At 43.9% G+C, this 16,884-nt stretch carries 11 protein-coding genes; 4 read left to right on the top strand and 7 right to left on the bottom strand.

Annotated features, from left to right (window positions below; genetic code table 11):
• Positions 1 to 2: 2 nt before the first annotated feature.
• Positions 3 to 1,553: a cryptochrome/photolyase family protein gene (locus HOP38_RS24710; protein WP_198559234.1), complete on the bottom strand. Its 1,551-nt coding sequence runs from the start codon at positions 1,551 to 1,553 to the stop codon at positions 3 to 5.
• 11 nt (positions 1,554 to 1,564) lie between these two features.
• Positions 1,565 to 2,905 (bottom strand): DASH family cryptochrome, encoded by a 1,341-nt coding sequence (locus HOP38_RS24715; RefSeq protein WP_198559386.1) that lies wholly within the window; start codon positions 2,903 to 2,905, stop codon positions 1,565 to 1,567.
• 143 nt (positions 2,906 to 3,048) lie between these two features.
• Between HOP38_RS24715 and HOP38_RS24720 the strand changes: the two genes are divergently transcribed.
• On the top strand, positions 3,049 to 4,290 hold the full coding sequence (locus HOP38_RS24720) for an NADH:ubiquinone reductase (Na(+)-transporting) subunit B (protein WP_198559235.1): 1,242 nt from the start codon (positions 3,049 to 3,051) through the stop codon (positions 4,288 to 4,290).
• A gap of 239 nt (positions 4,291 to 4,529) precedes the next feature.
• Positions 4,530 to 5,552, top strand: coding sequence for a GGDEF domain-containing protein (locus HOP38_RS24725; RefSeq protein WP_063602991.1), 1,023 nt, complete (start codon positions 4,530 to 4,532; stop codon positions 5,550 to 5,552).
• A 74-nt stretch (positions 5,553 to 5,626) separates the two neighbouring features.
• Here the strand turns inward: HOP38_RS24725 and HOP38_RS24730 are convergent, their stop codons facing one another.
• The 3 genes from HOP38_RS24730 to HOP38_RS24740 form a co-directional block, all read right to left on the bottom strand.
• A complete protein-coding gene (locus tag HOP38_RS24730; RefSeq protein ID WP_198559236.1) occupies positions 5,627 to 8,521 on the bottom strand; it encodes an HD domain-containing phosphohydrolase in 2,895 nt (964 codons plus the stop codon).
• A 55-nt stretch (positions 8,522 to 8,576) separates the two neighbouring features.
• Positions 8,577 to 11,480: an HD domain-containing phosphohydrolase gene (locus tag HOP38_RS24735; RefSeq protein WP_006070284.1), complete on the bottom strand. Its 2,904-nt coding sequence runs from the start codon at positions 11,478 to 11,480 to the stop codon at positions 8,577 to 8,579.
• Between the two features lie 160 nt (positions 11,481 to 11,640).
• Positions 11,641 to 12,213, bottom strand: a complete 573-nt coding sequence (locus HOP38_RS24740; RefSeq protein WP_006070283.1) for an aldolase/citrate lyase/malate synthase family protein — start codon at positions 12,211 to 12,213, stop codon at positions 11,641 to 11,643.
• A 155-nt stretch (positions 12,214 to 12,368) separates the two neighbouring features.
• Here HOP38_RS24740 and HOP38_RS24745 point away from each other — a divergent pair, with 155 nt between their 5' ends.
• Entirely contained in the window at positions 12,369 to 13,916 is a 1,548-nt protein-coding gene (locus HOP38_RS24745) for a DUF3612 domain-containing protein (protein ID WP_081411533.1), read from the top strand.
• A gap of 423 nt (positions 13,917 to 14,339) precedes the next feature.
• Here HOP38_RS24745 and HOP38_RS24750 read toward each other — a convergent pair whose 3' ends face one another.
• Both HOP38_RS24750 and HOP38_RS24755 read right to left on the bottom strand, forming a co-directional pair.
• Entirely contained in the window at positions 14,340 to 14,816 is a 477-nt protein-coding gene (locus tag HOP38_RS24750) for a methylated-DNA--[protein]-cysteine S-methyltransferase (RefSeq protein WP_063602988.1), read from the bottom strand.
• Positions 14,813 to 16,186 (bottom strand): DNA-3-methyladenine glycosylase 2 family protein, encoded by a 1,374-nt coding sequence (locus tag HOP38_RS24755; protein ID WP_038222003.1) that lies wholly within the window; start codon positions 16,184 to 16,186, stop codon positions 14,813 to 14,815. The genes HOP38_RS24750 and HOP38_RS24755 overlap by 4 nt, the downstream gene beginning before the upstream one ends.
• A gap of 269 nt (positions 16,187 to 16,455) precedes the next feature.
• On the opposite strand from HOP38_RS24755, the gene HOP38_RS24760 reads away from it, so the two are divergent.
• Complete coding sequence (locus tag HOP38_RS24760) at positions 16,456 to 16,851, top strand: MaoP family protein (protein ID WP_031493109.1); 396 nt, start codon at positions 16,456 to 16,458, stop codon at positions 16,849 to 16,851.
• Positions 16,852 to 16,884 lie beyond the last annotated feature (33 nt).

Below are 16,884 nucleotides of genomic sequence, written 5' to 3' on the forward strand. Positions count from 1 at the left end.
CCTCACAGGCGCTCTATTCGAGCTATATTTGCTTCGGCCGTTGTAAGATGTTCATCCTGTACTTCGGGAGCCAATCTGTCCCAAGTCCGATAAATCATCGCTGTGCGGGGGTTCTTACTCAACCACTCACGATGCTTATGCATAAACCGCCAGTAGAATCCGTTAAAAGGACAGGCCTGTCGACCTGAACGCTCTTTGACGTTATAAAAACACCCACTACAATAATCACTCATTTTGTTGATATAACCACCACTGGAACCATAAGGTTTGGTCGCAATAAGTCCTCCATCTGCGTACAAAGCCATACCTCGAGTATTGGGCATTTCTACCCACTCAATCGCATCAACATAAATGCCAAGGTACCATTGTTCTACTTGGTCTGGGTCCAACTCTGTGAGCAACGCGAAATTACCAGTCACCATTAAACGCTGAATATGATGAGCGTAAGCGAAATCAAGAGACTGAGTGATGGCTCGCTTCATACAACTCATCTTTGTCTCGCCGTTCCAAAAATATTGAGGTAGCGCCCTAGAAGCTTTTAGCGCATTGGTCGTCGAGTAGTCTGGCATATTGCTCCAATACATGCCTCGAATATACTCACGCCAACCGAGTATCTGTCGGACAAAGCCTTCAATCTGCGCAAGTGTGATCTGCCCATCAGAGTGAGCATACTGTTCAATGGCTGCATACAGCACCTCTAAAGGGGAAAGCATCTTACAGTTAAGCGAGAATGAAAGGCGGCTATGGTACAGACTCCACTGACTCTCATGCTGTTCCGTCATCGCATCTTGAAAACGGCCAAAATTGGGCAAACAAACTTGGCAAAAGTGTGCCAGTAGAGTGAGAGATTGAGAACGATTAATCGGCCAAATGAGTTGTTCACCAATTCGTCCTATCGAAGTTAGGTTGTGACGCTCTATCCGAGACACCGTCTCCTTCGTCGGTGACGCAAACAATAACGGTGTGGGTAGAGCTTCTATGTCGGATTTTTTTAGTTTGTTGCGATTATTAGCATCATAACTCCATTTACCGCCAAGTGGTTTGGTTTCACTTTCCATCAACATGCCATGTTTCTTGCGCATCTTGCGATAAAAGTGGTCCATGACTAATGCTTTACCTCTAACGAAATAGGTTTCTAATTCTGAAAAAGTCAGTAAAAAGTGTTCAGACTCCACCAAGGTGGCTGAAAATTGTGGGTGAGAAAAGCGAGACAACTGGTCAAGCAGACGATATTCGTCTGGTCTTTGATACTCAAATCTAACGATGTTGTGTTGCTCACCGACTGAGGCAATCAGCTCCGTTAAAGAGTCAAAGTCGCAAGTGTCATCTAGAGTGAGATAGTGAACGTGATGCCCTTGCTGCATTAAGCTTTGCGCAAAACTTTCCATGGATAGGAAGAACGCCACTTGCTTTTGAATATGATGCGTCACATATTCAGATTCTTGCTTTAGTTCGGCGATTAGATAGAGGACATCATTGTCCAGTTGAGAGAACCATGAATGTTGGCTATCCAATTGGTCACCCAAGACGAGTCTCAGCGTTTTGTATCCCATTTTCATTCCTATCAGTCCTGAATTGGCCAATCCGTCATATCTACCGCGTTCAAACGGGAATTTGGCCGGTCACCCTTCCACTTACGGATGAAAACACTTTCAGGATCATAGAGTTGGCTCTGTTTATCTAAATCAAACTTTCTGTTCCCCCTAGGGTCAGCACCCACCCCAGCCAAATATTGCCAATTCCCCCAGTTCGACCCGACATCATAATCAATAAGCATGTGCTGGAAATAGCACGCACCATAGCGCCAGTCGAGTGACAACTCGTTCACCAAACAGCTCGCGACCAGTTGCCTCCCTCGGTTAGACATGTAGCCTGTCTCACGGAGTTGGTTCATACAAGCATTCACAATGGGAAACGGCGTATTGCCTTCGACCCACTGACGTAATCTTGAGGCATAAAAAGTGGTCAGGGGACGCTTGTCTTGTATCCCACCAAATGCAAACAGCTTGGCGCCATATTTGTGGCTGTACCAATGAAAGTACTCGCGCCAGAGTAGCTCAAACAGAATCCAGTAAGTGGACTCGTTACTACCATGCTTTTGCTCGAAACGGTGTAGTTGATTCACCACTGCTCTGGGCGACACATTGCCGTTGGCTAACCAGAGAGAAAATTTGGTCGAGCTGCTCCAGTTATCGAGTTCATTGCGTGTGGATTTGTAACTAAGCGCCGCCTGAGTAGCAAAGTAGTCTCGCACATGCCCTAAGCCCGCCAGTTCACCTCCACGAACGCTGCTATGAAGCTTCAAAGAAGAAGGTTCGCACCCATAGCTGGCAGGGAGGCCATCTCGATTATTCATTGGACGTGGTAGCTGGGTCGTAGTTTGAGATGGGGACGGCACTACAATGCTTTCCATTTTATTCTTAAAACGAGTGAAAGAGTGTGGCAAGTCTTCTAAGTCAAAAGGCAGTATCGTTTGGTGAAATAAGGACTCGGTATCATCACGATGCAAAACGATATCGGTGCGCTTGAGGAGCGCTTTAGTGACCACATAGTCAATGTACCAACTTGCACTGTTCGCTACATACAGGTCAGTAATCGAATAATAGTCGAACATCTGTTCTAGCTGGCTCACGGCCTCATCAAGGCTGGTGACTGAAACTTGATGTAGTACTTGCCCGAGTTGCATCAGAGATTGGTTCAGCTCACCCAGCGCCTGCATCTTAAACTCTCGCTTCGCTGAATCGTCTATCTCTACCGGCAGAAAGCGTCTGTCATACATGGTTTTCAGCTCATCAAAGTACACGCAATGCAGTCTGTCGACGTGCTCACTGGCCTTTTGCAATAACTTATTGTCGTGCAACCGGAGATCATGGTTGAACCAATAAATTCCTCTTCTTTTTGACATACCATTTCCCAACGTCATCTTTTCCCAGACATCTGATACGCAGTAACACCCTTGATAGCTTAGAAGAGAGTTGGTCATTCTGTGATTCCATCACGTAGAAACTTTGTTGAAGCTATAAACAACACCTCAAGGAGGGCTTTGGGATGTCATTGAAAAAAAACCTCGATAAACTCGCTCCTCATTTTGAAGCTGGAGGCAAATACCAAACTTTTTATCCACTTTATGAGGCAGTCGCCACGTTGTTTTACACGCCTGGGCACGTCACTCGAGGACAGACACATCTGCGGGATAGTATTGACCTCAAACGCATCATGATAATGGTTTGGATCGCTGTATTCCCCGCAATGTTCTGGGGGATGTTTAATATTGGCAACCAGACTGTCGCAGCGCTATCGGTCACCTATTCCCCAGAAGAAATCAATCAAATGATCGCCGAAAGCTGGCGCCTATCATTGGCATTTGGCTCTGCCAATGATCTGATTGCGGCGGGCTGGGCAAGTAAAATGTTGTTTGGCGCTAGCTACTTCTTACCTGTCTACCTCACCGTATTTATTGTGGGCGGTTTTTGGGAAGTCCTGTTTGCTATCGTCCGCAAGCACGAAGTTAACGAAGGTTTCTTTGTCAGCTCAATCTTGTTTGCTCTCATCCTCCCGCCAACTATCCCGCTTTGGCAAGCAGCATTGGGGATAACCTTTGGTATTGTGGTCGCTAAGGAGGTTTTCGGCGGTACAGGGCGCAATTTTCTAAATCCGGCTCTCGCTGGACGGGCATTTCTTTACTTCGCCTACCCCGCTCAAATGTCTGGAGGGGCCGTATGGGTCGCCGCAGATGGTTATTCGGGCGCTACACCGCTAAGCCAATGGTATGAAGGTGGGGAGAGTGCCCTTTATAGTCCCCTAACCGGGCAGCCATTAACGTGGTGGGATGCTTTCTTTGGCAACCTGCCTGGGTCTATGGGCGAAGTATCAACATTACTGATTATGTTGGCGGGTATATTCTTGATAGCAATCGGAATCGCCTCTTGGCGAATTGTGACGGGAGTCTTAATTGGCCTCACCGTAACCGCCACTTTACTGAATGCCATTGGTTCGGATTCCAACCCTATGTTTTCGATGCCCGTTTATTGGCATTTCGTCATTGGTGGTGTCGCTTTTGGTACCTTTTTTATGGCAACCGACCCAGTGTCCGCTGCGTTTACTGATACAGGGAAATGGGCTTATGGTTTACTGATAGGAGTTATGACTATTGGTATCAGAGTGCTCAACCCAGCCTATCCGGAAGGTATTATGCTCGCCATATTATTTGCTAATTTATTCGCACCGCTATTCGACCACTTCGTGAAAGAGGCCGTAGTTAGACGGCGAGAGAGACGCATTAGCAATTAGGCGCTACAAATTTACACAGCCAACAAATAATGGCGTTAATTTTAATGCATTTTATAAATAGCGCCATTATTGAACCAAAATCACGTTAATATTTGAGTCCGTTTTCAAAAACTGAACTTTCTAAAGTGACAAACTACTGAACTCGTTGGATAATTATAAATAATCGGACCAGAAGAGTCTGAGTTCAAATTAAGTGCAAGCCTCGCCAATCAGAATGAGCCAAGGACAATAGTTAGATCATGAAAAAGAACGATTTTCAGAAATCGGCGGCTAATTTAAAAAAAGCAGTACCATTGATGGTAAAACACCACGTTCCCGCGACGCCTGCCAATTATGCACTTTGGTATACTTATGTCGATCAGACCATTCCAGAACTGAACGCTGAAGTTGACGCTATTCTCAAAGATTTCGACATTTTACCGCCAGCAAACACCAATCTACTTTATCGCGACCATATTGCCGGCAAAGCCGAAGTCAATTTGCAAGATCTCAAGCACAATATGGAAGCCCTAGTTACTGAAGTTTCAAGTTCAATGACGGATGCCATCGCCGATACATCACAGTTCTCCAAAGTACTTGAGCAAAGTTTTGACGGATTAAGCACGCAAATAGAATCGCAGCGCGATCCGACACTTGATGAAGTAATGCCTTTGATTCAACAGTTGGTTGACGAAGCAAACGACATTCGCCATTCAACCGACTTTATTCATAACCAACTAAAAAACGCCAGCGATGAGATAGCGCGCCTAAAATCACAGTTGGCTAAGGTTCAATGCAATGCGTTATTCGATAGTTTGACGTCATTGTATAATCGCGGAGCGTTTGACGCCGACCTCAACATGTTCTGCGATGCTAAGCAGCCAATGAGCCTCATTTTTTTGGATATTGACCACTTTAAGAAATTCAATGACGAATTCGGGCACCTATTTGGTGATACGATCTTAAAAGGTATTTCACAACGTCTAAAACAAGCTTGTCGAGGTGGGATAACTGCCTACCGTTTTGGCGGAGAGGAATTCGCATTGATCATTCCTAATAAGTCCTTGAGAGTGGCAAGACAAATGGCGGATGCACTGCGTCTGGCCATTGAAAAAATGACGATTAAAGATCGAAAAAATGGTTCAAAGGTCGGCAATATTACCGCTTCCTTTGGTGTCGCTGAATTTACAGCAGGTGATACCTACACCTCACTGGTCGATCGCGCAGATAAGATGCTTTATGATGCCAAACGAGCAGGCCGCAACCGAGTTATGCCTTTTTAATCGCTCAGTAAAAACCCTAGTCATAAATTAGAATAACAAGGGCAGATAATTCTCTCTCTGCCCCTTTTATTACGTCACGATAAATACTGCTCTATATCTACTTCATCAATCTGTTCAGGGTTTAAGAACTTCATGGCAAATGTTTGGTAAACCCCAGACGTCAAGAATAGCTTAAATAACTCTGCATCAAGGTGTTGGTCTTTGACCATAAAAGACATGATCTTAATCGACTCTGATAACGTCTTGGGTTCTTTATAAGGTCTATCTGCACTGGTCAACGCTTCAAAGACATCGGCTAACGCCATCACTCTGGCAGTAAGCGGCATTTCATCGGCTTTGAGCCCCATAGGGTATCCCGTTCCATCCACTTTTTCATGATGACCGCCAGCTATAGCAGGAACATTACGCATTCCTTTTGGAAATGGCAGACTCTCCAGCATCTTAATGGTTTCAACGATATGGTTGTTAATCACATAACGCTCCTCATCGTTTAACGTGCCTTTGCGAATCGATAAGTTATACAGCTCTCCCAAATTATTCTGATACATCGGTTTTTTAAGCGTAAATCGAGTCGAAGGCTCTGTTTCAACTGCCCATGGAATGGCATGATATGGCTGATCGGCCAACACCGACTCACTTTCACCAGGTTTTGTTTCAGCTTGCTCATAACGTCGACGCTCTTCCCAAGACAACCCTTGGCCTTCATCAATAGTTTTAGTCCATTGCCGCTGAGCGATAGAATGAAGACGTGTCACCGCATCATCCGTCATAAACTCACCGCCTACATTCGTGGCGGCAATAAAGGCAAAGTCGTCATCAATCCGCTGCCATTTAGCGTCTAGCTGTTGTTGTAATTCAAACGATAAAGGTTCACCTAGGGCCTGCTGTAATATCAAGATATGTGCGTCACGTTTAAGCACCTCGAATCGTGTTCTTATTTCGTGAATGCGGTTATAGATTGTCTCTAGCTTCACTGCTTTATCAACCACATGTTCTGGCGTCGTTACCTTGCCACAGTCATGTAGCCAAGCTGCCAACTGCAACTCTTGCCACTCTTCAGATGACAGCTTAAAGCCTTTAAATGGCTCAGTTTCAGACTGCTCGGCGGCTTTGGTCAACATTTCTGTTAGTACTGGAACACGTTGACAGTGATTCCCCGTGTATGGAGATTTCGTATCAATCGCGCCCGCCATGACCTCAATAAACGAGTTAAGCAACGCTTTTTGATTAGCAAGAATTTGCTGAGACTCAATGGCAACAGAAGCGTATTCGCTTAATGATTCAATAAATGGCAAACGTGTGGTCGACAACGTATCAAGCTGTTCACTTTCAATAATCAAACCGAAGCCACCTAACACCTGACCACCTCTGTCTAACAACGGTAAAAACAAGAACACGTCATGGGTTCCTATTTGCGGAATAGCATGCTTGATGTCCTGATATTCGACCGCTAACGCTTTTGGTCGGGTGCCATTTAAAGATTCGAATAAATACGCTACATCGCGGTTCTTTGCATCAAGTGGTGACAGTTCAGAGAGATCAAACTTATCGTCCGTTTTTGAAACCACACTGTGCGGAATCAACACGTTGTCATCATCACTTAGATACAACAAAGCACGCTTCGCACTGGTCGCATCTAGTGCTCCGTTAGCCACTAAATCCAACAAAGGTTTCAACTCGTCTTGCCTTGCAATCGCATTGGTCAATAGCAAGAATCTAGATAGTGTCTGCTGCATCCCAAACAGAGCTTGAGATAAATCATGAATCTCTTTGATATGTGACTTTTGCGGTGTCTTTCTAGAAAAGTCAAAGCTCTCTATTTTCTGTGCTCGTAGCGTTGCCCTTCGAATTGGCGCAGAAACACGCTGCGCTGCAATATACACAAAAGGAAGGGCAATCAATAAAACGATGAGTGAGGTCAGGATTGATCGCTTGGCGATAACTTGAGACTTATCCAACAACTCTGTGGATTTCACCACCATCATCAAATACAAGTCATGACCGGAGTTATTGACCGACTTGGTTACTTTACCTATCCATTTTTCACCGTCGACATAAAATTCATGTACGGTATCTACCGTATTGCCAAATAATAGAACGGCTTCGTGAACAACAGGGTTATCAATATCTTCAATAAGAATGGTGGCACTATCCAAGGCGCCTTCTTGAATAATTACTTGTTTTGGGTTGCTGTAGGCGTACAAGCGCCCACTTTCATCATAGAGCACCCGAAATGAAGATTTACGACTGATGGTTTCAGCAAGCACCTGAGAAATTTGATCCAAGGTGATGTCCGCGGCGACCACTGCGCCACTCTCGGAACGCCTTGACACTGTGACACCAATCTTTCCTAACTTTTGGAAATAGTAGGGTGCAGACATAGATACGGAGTCGGAGTTAGCAATACCAAACCACTCTCGCTCTCTTAAGTCGGTCTGATATCCATCTTGTGAGGTAAAGTTAACCAATTCGTGCTCTTCATCGTACTCGTATCTATGTAATTGTTGCTGGTCAGCATAGTAACTAAACACCACATAATGTGCCTCGGGAGAAACCTCAAACCCCTTTTGGATCTTACGGTCAAATACTCGATAGACACTGAAATGGTCACCATTAGGTAGCGTTAAGGTATAGGAAAAAATAGAAGGGCTAGCGGATAATAAATAGCTGATTTCGGGAACGTAACCGAGACGTTCGTCATGCGTTGAAAAACGACTCAACTGCCCTTTGGAAAATGCAGTAACGGTTGAAAATGCAGGACTATAATGGTGAAGCAAATTGGCTCTCGCTTCACCAGAGATTCGGTCAAATAGATGGTCATTAGCGTCAACCAATACTTTATTTAAGCTTGAATACGTAAGCCATAACTGCACACCGCACACCAACATCACAATGATGATAAACAAACTCGATATGTGGATGTGCAGTGGGTAACGGAACCAGCTTTTGCCCGCCCTTTTGAAATCCATTTCACGTACCTAAAACTAATTAACTGATAATTAATAATAGGTTACGCCACCAATTTTAGTAGCTTAACTCATCCACATACTGAGAAATATCCACGTCATCTATTTGCTTACTATCAATGTGCGCCTGCGCATAATCACGATAGACACCAGAGGTTAAAAACAGTTTGAACAAAGCTGGGTCCAAATGTCCGTCCTTTACCATAAAACTCATGATTTTGATGGCTTCAGAAAGCATCTTTGACTTCTTGTATGGTCGGTCACAACTTGTTAGTGCCTCAAAAACATCAGCGATAGCCATGGCACGAGCAGGGAGGGGAAGTTCGCTGGCTTTCAAACCTAATGGATACCCGGTTCCGTCCACTTTCTCATGATGACTACCAGCTAAAAGAGGCACATTTTTCATATGTCTTGGGAATGGCAAGCTCTCTAGCATTCGCAGTGTCTCTATCATATGGCTATTTATGATGTAGCGTTCTTCAGGGTTCAACGTGCCTTTGCGAATGGATAAGTTGTACATCTCACCTTGGTTATTTTGATGCTCACCAGCCTTTAAAACAAAACGTTCTTCCCGAAGAGGCGCTTTTTCCCACGCAACCAAGTGCGATTCATTATCTGCCAACACGGGAACATGTTTACCTTCAACAAAAGGATTGTCCGAATAACGTGCGAGCTCCTCCCATGAAAGACCTAATCTAGGATCAATCGTGCTCTGCCATGTTCTTTGAGCAATAGTTTCTAAACGTTTTACTTTGTCGTCATCTAAAAACTCAGAGCCCAAATTGATTTCAGCAATCAGTGCAAATTCCTTATCTAACTCTTCCTGAGCCAAGCGAATCGCTTCCAAGTCCTGATTATCTATTTGACCACTAAATTTAGCTCGATAAGTGGTTAGTTCTACATCGCGCTTTAATACCTCAAAGCGAGTCCTGACTTCATGAATTCGATTGTAGATGGTCTCCAGTTTGGTGGACTTATCGATAATATGCTCAGGTGTGGTCACTTTCCCGCAGTCATGTAGCCAAGAGGCAATATGCAGCTCTTCCCACTGTTCTTTACTCATTGAAAAATCGGCGAAAGACCCTTTAGTAGAGTCCTGAGCTGCTTGAGTCAGCATTTCAGTCAACACTGGAACACGCTGGCAATGGTTGCCGGTATAGGGTGATTTGGTATCAATAGCTCCTGCCATCACTTGAATGAATGAGTCCAATAGCGCTCTCTGGTCAGCCAACATTGTTTGAGTTTCAATGGTAACAGAGGCATATGCGACCAACGTCTCTAGATACTCTTTGTTATCCATTAATACTTGAGATTCATGCTCTTCATCAAAGCCTAAACCCAGCCCACCAATTACTTTTTTGTTGCGGTCTATCAAAGGAATAAACAGTAAGTTGTCGGTTTCATTTTCCTTAACAACAAAAGGCCTAGCCTCGTAATACTTAGAATAAACCGGTTGCTTTTGATTAAAAAATACCTCTACATCTTGAGCAAGCCTAGGTTCATCTAGAGGTAATCGCGGCTGTGTAGTGATATCAATAATGCCTTTGGTTTTGAGCTTGATAAACTTAGGTTCGAGATATTTCTCATCTTTACTCAATAAATACAAATATGTACTGTTTGCGCTCGTTGCATCTGCGGTTTCGACACAAACCAATTCAAGTATCCGCTCTAGGTCATTCTCTTTTGCCATTGAATTGGTCAGAGAAAGAAAACGCTTTATTGTCGCCTGCATCACCGTCAATGAATCCGACATAGCTTTGATTTCAGTGACTCTAGAGTGCTCCTGACCACCATCATCAAAGTTGAAATGTTGTATGGCTCGTGCTTTCTGAGTAGCCTGACGAATTGGCCGTGCTAGCCACTGCGAAAGATAGTAAATGCAGGGTAATGCGATTAATAATGCGAAGAACGAACCTATCAGCGAGCGTTTCGCTACAATATTGGCATCTTTCAAGAGCTGCTCTGACTTTACTGCCATCACTAGGTTAAATAGCTGGTCACGAGTGCCGCGCAGCTTATCGACTTTAACGACCCACTTTTCTCCTTGATAGTTGATTTCTTTGGCTTGCGGACCGAACTCAACGATGTTTGTTGTTCCTGAGATTAAGGGGTGGTTAATTTCTCCCAACTTGAGAGGTGCCGACTGTCTTAAAGCATCTCTTACTTCAAATAATTCAGGTCGGCTGTAAGCAAATACATTAAAGTCGTCGTCATACAACACTCTAAGTGCATCGCGGTTTTCATCACTGTCCCTTAATACTTCAGATACTTGATCCAATAAAATATCCGCTCCAAACACAGCTCCATTAGCTGCTTTTCGATGAATAGTGATACCGGTTCGCGACAGTACCGGCATAAAATATGGTTTAGATACGTGAGCGTGTACCAGCGATGCTGTGCGAAACCAATCTAATTTTCGTGGGTCGCGAAGCGGACTACTCATTTCACGAGATTGCAGCAAGGCAAGGTGAGCACTGTAAGTTCTGACCTCTAGCTTATTTGTATCTGTATTAAAGTTTAACGCCGCATACTCTGCACTGTGGTCAATCCCTAAATGAGTCCGCATCCGATCATCCGCTAAACGAACAACCGCTAACCACTCACCATCAGGAAACGCTGCTTTTAGCGAGAAGATATGTCTATTTGCTCTTAAGAGCGACACTAACTCCGGGACAAATGCAAAACGCTGCTCTGGGTCTACTTCCCGAACCAGTTCTCCAGCTGAGTAGGCATCGACAATGCTAAATGCTGGGCCGAAGTGATAGGACATATTACTGCGTGTCTCACCGGCGATACGTTCAAATAAGTTTTCATTCGCATTCAATAGAACTTTATTCATGCTCGTTTGAGTAATCCATATCTGAACACCACTTATCACCAACACCAAAATGACGAAAATTGCGGAGATATGAATATGCAAAGGCAGAGTGAACTTTTTACTGGATTGCGAGCTGGTTGGCATATCGACTAACACTTTGAATTGACACAATATAAGACTAGTCGAGTTAGCTATTGACGAGAAGTTAAATATAGAAAAATAATATAAAAAAATACCCCACTGCTCGTAAGTGGGGCTTCACTACCAAAGGAAAACGGTGTTTAAGTAAAAGTGCTAGCGGGTATTAAAAGGCGAAACTAAATCCGAGGTTATAATCGTCACCGTTTTTCGCCGTAAATTCTTTGTCTTCACTACAAGCTCTAGGGCGGCCTTGATCATCACCTTGAACTAGACTAACCCAGTGGCGAATACCAGACGCATGGCATTGCTCTGTTTGGCCGAAGGTTGTGCACGTTTCTAGTTGGATATCTTCAATTTCCACAAGCTCTAGATTACCGGTTCCTTTGCGCTTACCCATCATCACTTCTACGTGTGTCCCACTCTCATCACGGAATAGAATTGCTTCAGGAGCACATTTATCACCGGCGTAAGCCACAAAGTGTTTTGCGCGCTTCAACCCCGTATGCTCACCATTCTTAAAATAAGCTTGCACGTGACGATAATCTATTTCGTAACTTACCACGTCTTCGTGTGAGCCATTTTCTAGTGGAAACAATGTATCAAGCAGCTGTTTCGCCATCTTTTGTTTCTCTATTTGCTCGTCGGCTTTCACCATTTCCACGGCAAAGACAGCTTCTGCGATAAACGTTGAGTGGTTTTTATGTAGTTCTGTTTTATCGAATGTCAGCATGTTCATAGTCTTTCCCTCATACGGCCTTTTGTTCTATTTAGAGCAAATATCCTAAACAAGTGTTTAAATTTATATTCGTTTTGTGATTTGTATACTTTGTAGACTAGCCTGTTTTTGACTACAATTTCACAACAAAAATTTTACAATGTGAATTTTACAAAATGCCTCTGTCAAAAAGTCTAATCCGTCAGTCCCATTTTTTGGGCACTAAGGTAAGAAACCTTAGAAAACGCAACCATTTAACAATGGAAGACCTCTCTGCGCGTTGTATTCGCATCAACCCAGAGTACGCTCCTTCTGTTTCGTATCTATCGATGATTGAACGAGGAAAACGCGTCCCAAGCATCGATATGCTTGAAGTTATCGCCGAAGTTTTCCAAAAAGATCCAGCATGGTTTTTAGATAATGAGCCTGAGCAAGAAGAAATTACTCCGGTTAAAGGCAATCGCGGAGGCATCAGTGGCATGGCTTTAGAGCCAAGCTTTTTATTTTCAAACGACATACTGCAAATTGCCATTCCGGAAATGTTGTCGCAAACCGGAATCACCGGAAGACAATTCGCCCATCTTTTGATCCGCGCTCACCAAGAAAGTTTGCAAAACCACTTTCCCGATCTAGAACGGGCTGCAGAAGAAGTGGGACTGAAGCGATTGAATCTATCTGTAGAAGATCTGATCGATATTGCTGGCGATTTAGGTTTGCGAGTTCAATGGGTCAATCGCACACCGAAAGATGTGGTGGATGAGTTAGGAATTAATGCCAAGCAACTCGTTACCTCGTTTTTTGAGCCTCCAGGTACCATCTACCTAAACGAAATACTCAAAGCATACCCAACAAGACTCAAATATGATCTAGCGGTTTATATCGGACACCGAATTTTGCACAGTGAAGAAGGGCTGAAAAGCGTACTCAGTGTTGGTCATCACAATAGCTGGGAAGACTCTGCAGCCAACCAGTCCACATCTGCTCTCAACTCACAAGATATTTTGCAAGCATGGAGAGATTTTGAATCCAGCTTTTTTGCGGGAGCCCTACTTTGCCCTAAAGTCCCATTTAGACAACTACTAGACAGAAGTGGGTATGAAATCGACGTTCACAAACGTGCAGGCGTATCTCCGTCTGTCGCCATGCGTCGTATGACTGTGGTATCTCCCTATCCACATTGGCACTATTTCGACGCCTACGGGCCTGGAAAGCTCAAAGCCGTCTACCGAGGAAACGGTATTCCGCTGCCATGGGGAAACATGCGGATGGTGAACGACCCGTGTCAACACTGGGCGGTATTTAGGCGCTTATCTGAACCTCAAAACGGCTCTTCTGCACAAATCTCTATTCTTAATGTGGGTGATGAACCTCGTATTTATTGCTGTGAATCCATCAACATGACCGACCCGGCTGGAAATAATCGAGTACTCTGTGCGGGTATTGATCTAAATCCTGCGATAGATGCTCAAGGCGGCAACGCATTGGAGATAGCCAGTGAACTAAAACGATCATGTGTCGAAGGGGGTGGCAGTGTCAGCATTCCTCGTTCTATCAAAAAGGATCTGCAAACAGTGGCTAAAATCCTCAATATCAATTGGGTTGAACGAGGTATTGAAGGCGATGCACGGTTAATTTGTTCGAGAGGAGCAGCATGTCCGAGAAAACCAAGCTGTTATGAAGGCTGTGCTGAAAGTAAGGGAGTTGAACTAGGCGATATTGTGTAAGCCTTAGTGATTTAGCTCTTAGCCTAAAAATAAAAAAAGCCAGCCACCAAATAGTGTGACTGGCTATATACAAGTGTGAACAATAGAGGTTCACTAACAACGTCAGTTGGCTAGGTGACCCTCGGCTTAAAAAGGGTCGTTCTAAATAATGCATCAAGCGTGCCAACTTTTTAAATCGTTGTTTTCAGATAATTCTGGTCAGATAAGTATCGATTTCATGTAAACCATACTCATATAGTATTTTCATTTTGCAAAAACAGATGCATTTTGCAATTAGTCCTTCTCTATATTTGCAAAAACGCAATAAAAAAACCATAGCAATATGAAATCAGTATCTAAGCAACCTGCTATTTATAAAACAGCACCAATAGATAACAGACTAAATACCCTACAATGCTCCAACATTTTAGGTTCTCTGTTGTGTTAGAGCTTAATTCCTTCAAGCTCCAGCAGCTTTCTTTTTCGTTCAACTCCGCCAGCATAGCCTGTCAATGTACCACTTTTCCCAATTACGCGATGACAAGGAACGATAACTGAGATGGGGTTTTTTCCATTTGCAGCTCCAACGGCTCTTACGGCTTTAGGTTTGCCTATTCGATTCGCTAACTCTTGGTAACTTATCGACTCTCCGAAAGGGATATCACACAATGCTCGCCAAACAAGCTTTTGAAAATCAGTTCCTTCAGCTGCTAAGGGGAGATCAAATGACTGTACCTTGCCTTCAAAGTAACAAGAGAGCTGTTTAGAAGCTTCAGCCAAAATTGGATGCTCGGGAGCTAGTGAGCCCAGAACATCGGGCAATGTAGTATGCTCTTCAAACCAAAGCCCTAGCAGACCATCATCGTTCGCTTGAATAGTGACATCCCCAAGTGGGCTTGGTGTTATTAGGTAGTAGTTCATGAAAAATGACTCCAACAATGTAATGTAGCGTAGCTTCCCCAGGGTGACACATTCGCAGCGTTCAATTGTGGGTGCTCAGCAAGGTATTTTTTAACGATCAAATCTGTATCAAGAAACAAGTTGGGCTCGGAGGCTCCCCTCATCTTTGCATAACTAATGGTCCATGGACCTATGCCTTTTAGAGCCAGCCAGTTATTTGGTGTGTCCTCGGGCGAATTGGTAATATGATGGGCCAACCGAGCTAATGTCTCTTTTCGACTGTTTGGCATTTTAAGAAAACTAAGGTCGGAACGGGCGACGATATCCGCACTAGGAAAAACTCGCTGCCCAGATACCGTATGATCCAAAGTGTCAGTCAGCAAGTTAAGCTGCCCTATAGCTGCTTTTACCGAAACCTGCTGCCCAACTACAGCTCGAACACCCGCTTCCCAAGTCGACCACACACCAGGAAGCCGCAGCCCTGATTTAATAACTAATTGGTCGTCGTACTTCGATAGCAACTCTTCAATCAAAGCCACATCGGTGTTTAAATCGAAGACTCTTTTTATATTGCTCATCAACCAAGACAGTTTTGTGACATCTTCCAATTCAAATTCCACTTTGATTGTTTGCTTGCCCTCCACATCAGCGTGTAACTTGAACCAAGCTAAACTACCATCAATCTCCACATAACGAGCGTAGCTGTATTGCGTCACTTCTTCTACGCCTTCTATTGCTCTTAAACGATAGAAATCGAGTAACGACTCCCAGTGATATTGACCTCGGTAAGCCAAATGAATCACATTGCGACCGCTGTCATCTTGCCTTGCATGGTGACGCCTCATTTCTGAAGGCGTCAATTTAAGATACTTCTTAAAGGCATCATTGAATCGTCGAGTACTATTAAAACCGCTGGCAAAACCAACATCAGTTATTGATAGTGAACTGTTGTGAAGCAGTTGTTTGGCAAACATTAATTGATGATATTGAGCATACACCTTGGGTGACATACCCAGGTGGTTTTGAAATAGTTGTCTTAAGTATCGACTGGTAACGCCGAGCCTATCTGACAACGTTTCCAAATTGGAGTGCTGTAATGCCCCCTGCTCGATCAAACTTAATGCTCGTCGAAAACTGGTTTCTTTACCAAGCCAGGCCCACGAATTAGGCGCACTATCCGGACGACAGCGCAAACAAGGTCGATATCCTGCCTGCAACGCTACAGGCGCCGTAGAGAAATACTCAACATTCTCCTCTCGTGGCAAGTTTGCTGGACAAATAGGGCGGCAAAAAATGCCCGTTGTCTTCACTGCCACAAAAAATACGCCATCAAACCTTGGATCCCTTGATAATCGGGCAACAGAACATTGCTCTCTACTAAGTGACTCCATACCTGCCTCTAACCTTGCCTACTCTATCGCCAGTGTAACGCACATTTTGCATCTTACTAGCCACTTTCGGAACTCAAGGGCGACATGAAATCTTCATCAAACCATCACACAATATTAAAAAACCCAAGTAAAAGTAGCGTCTAACCAATGAGTTAATGAACAAACCAAAAAACGTTGAAAAAATCGATGGGTAGAATTTCAAAAACCTTACATCCTCTGTCTATACTGAGGCTGAGTTCGATGATTAACGTCATTTTATGAGGGTGGCTATGTCAAATGTAGATTTTCGTCTTGGAAAGAGACCTTTTTACGATAACAAGCGGTTTCGACGTGGATTTGCTAAATCTGGCGATTTTACTTTAGCTGAAGAAGATATCTTGATTCGCTTTGGAGATACGATGAGTTTGCTAGAAAGTGGCGAGCTATCTCCGGAATCGGATTCAGAAAAACACTTTCTAGAAGTGCTCCAAGACGAAAGTCATGCAGAGAGCAAACTAGAAAAAACATGGTTGAAATACATACACCTTGCACGCGATAGGAAAAGGTTTCATGCATTAAATGGTAAGAAATCTGAGCCAGAGACAATCAATGAAGATGTGGACTATGACGATTCAGATGTGCTCAGTGATGACATAACTGATGAGAATATAGATTCTGACAACTAGTTTTACAGGGAAACCAAGGCTCTCCAGCTTGTC

The sequence above is a fragment of the Vibrio mediterranei genome (assembly GCF_013364395.1).
GTDB classification, from domain to species: Bacteria; Pseudomonadota; Gammaproteobacteria; order Enterobacterales; family Vibrionaceae; genus Vibrio; species Vibrio mediterranei.

Excerpts from the sequence above, each read along its gene's own strand:
- HOP38_RS24710 (WP_198559234.1), bottom strand. The coding sequence starts at position 1,553 with ATGGGATACAAAACGCTGAGACTCGTCTTGGGTGACCAATTGGATAGC.
- HOP38_RS24715 (WP_198559386.1), bottom strand. The coding sequence starts at position 2,905 with ATGTCAAAAAGAAGAGGAATTTATTGGTTCAACCATGATCTCCGGTTG.
- HOP38_RS24720 (WP_198559235.1), top strand. The coding sequence starts at position 3,049 with ATGTCATTGAAAAAAAACCTCGATAAACTCGCTCCTCATTTTGAAGCT.
- HOP38_RS24725 (WP_063602991.1), top strand. The coding sequence starts at position 4,530 with ATGAAAAAGAACGATTTTCAGAAATCGGCGGCTAATTTAAAAAAAGCA.
- HOP38_RS24730 (WP_198559236.1), bottom strand. The coding sequence starts at position 8,521 with ATGGATTTCAAAAGGGCGGGCAAAAGCTGGTTCCGTTACCCACTGCAC.
- HOP38_RS24735 (WP_006070284.1), bottom strand. The coding sequence starts at position 11,480 with ATGCCAACCAGCTCGCAATCCAGTAAAAAGTTCACTCTGCCTTTGCAT.
- HOP38_RS24740 (WP_006070283.1), bottom strand. The coding sequence starts at position 12,213 with ATGAACATGCTGACATTCGATAAAACAGAACTACATAAAAACCACTCA.
- HOP38_RS24745 (WP_081411533.1), top strand. The coding sequence starts at position 12,369 with ATGCCTCTGTCAAAAAGTCTAATCCGTCAGTCCCATTTTTTGGGCACT.
- HOP38_RS24750 (WP_063602988.1), bottom strand. The coding sequence starts at position 14,816 with ATGAACTACTACCTAATAACACCAAGCCCACTTGGGGATGTCACTATT.
- HOP38_RS24755 (WP_038222003.1), bottom strand. The coding sequence starts at position 16,186 with ATGGAGTCACTTAGTAGAGAGCAATGTTCTGTTGCCCGATTATCAAGG.
- HOP38_RS24760 (WP_031493109.1), top strand. The coding sequence starts at position 16,456 with ATGTCAAATGTAGATTTTCGTCTTGGAAAGAGACCTTTTTACGATAAC.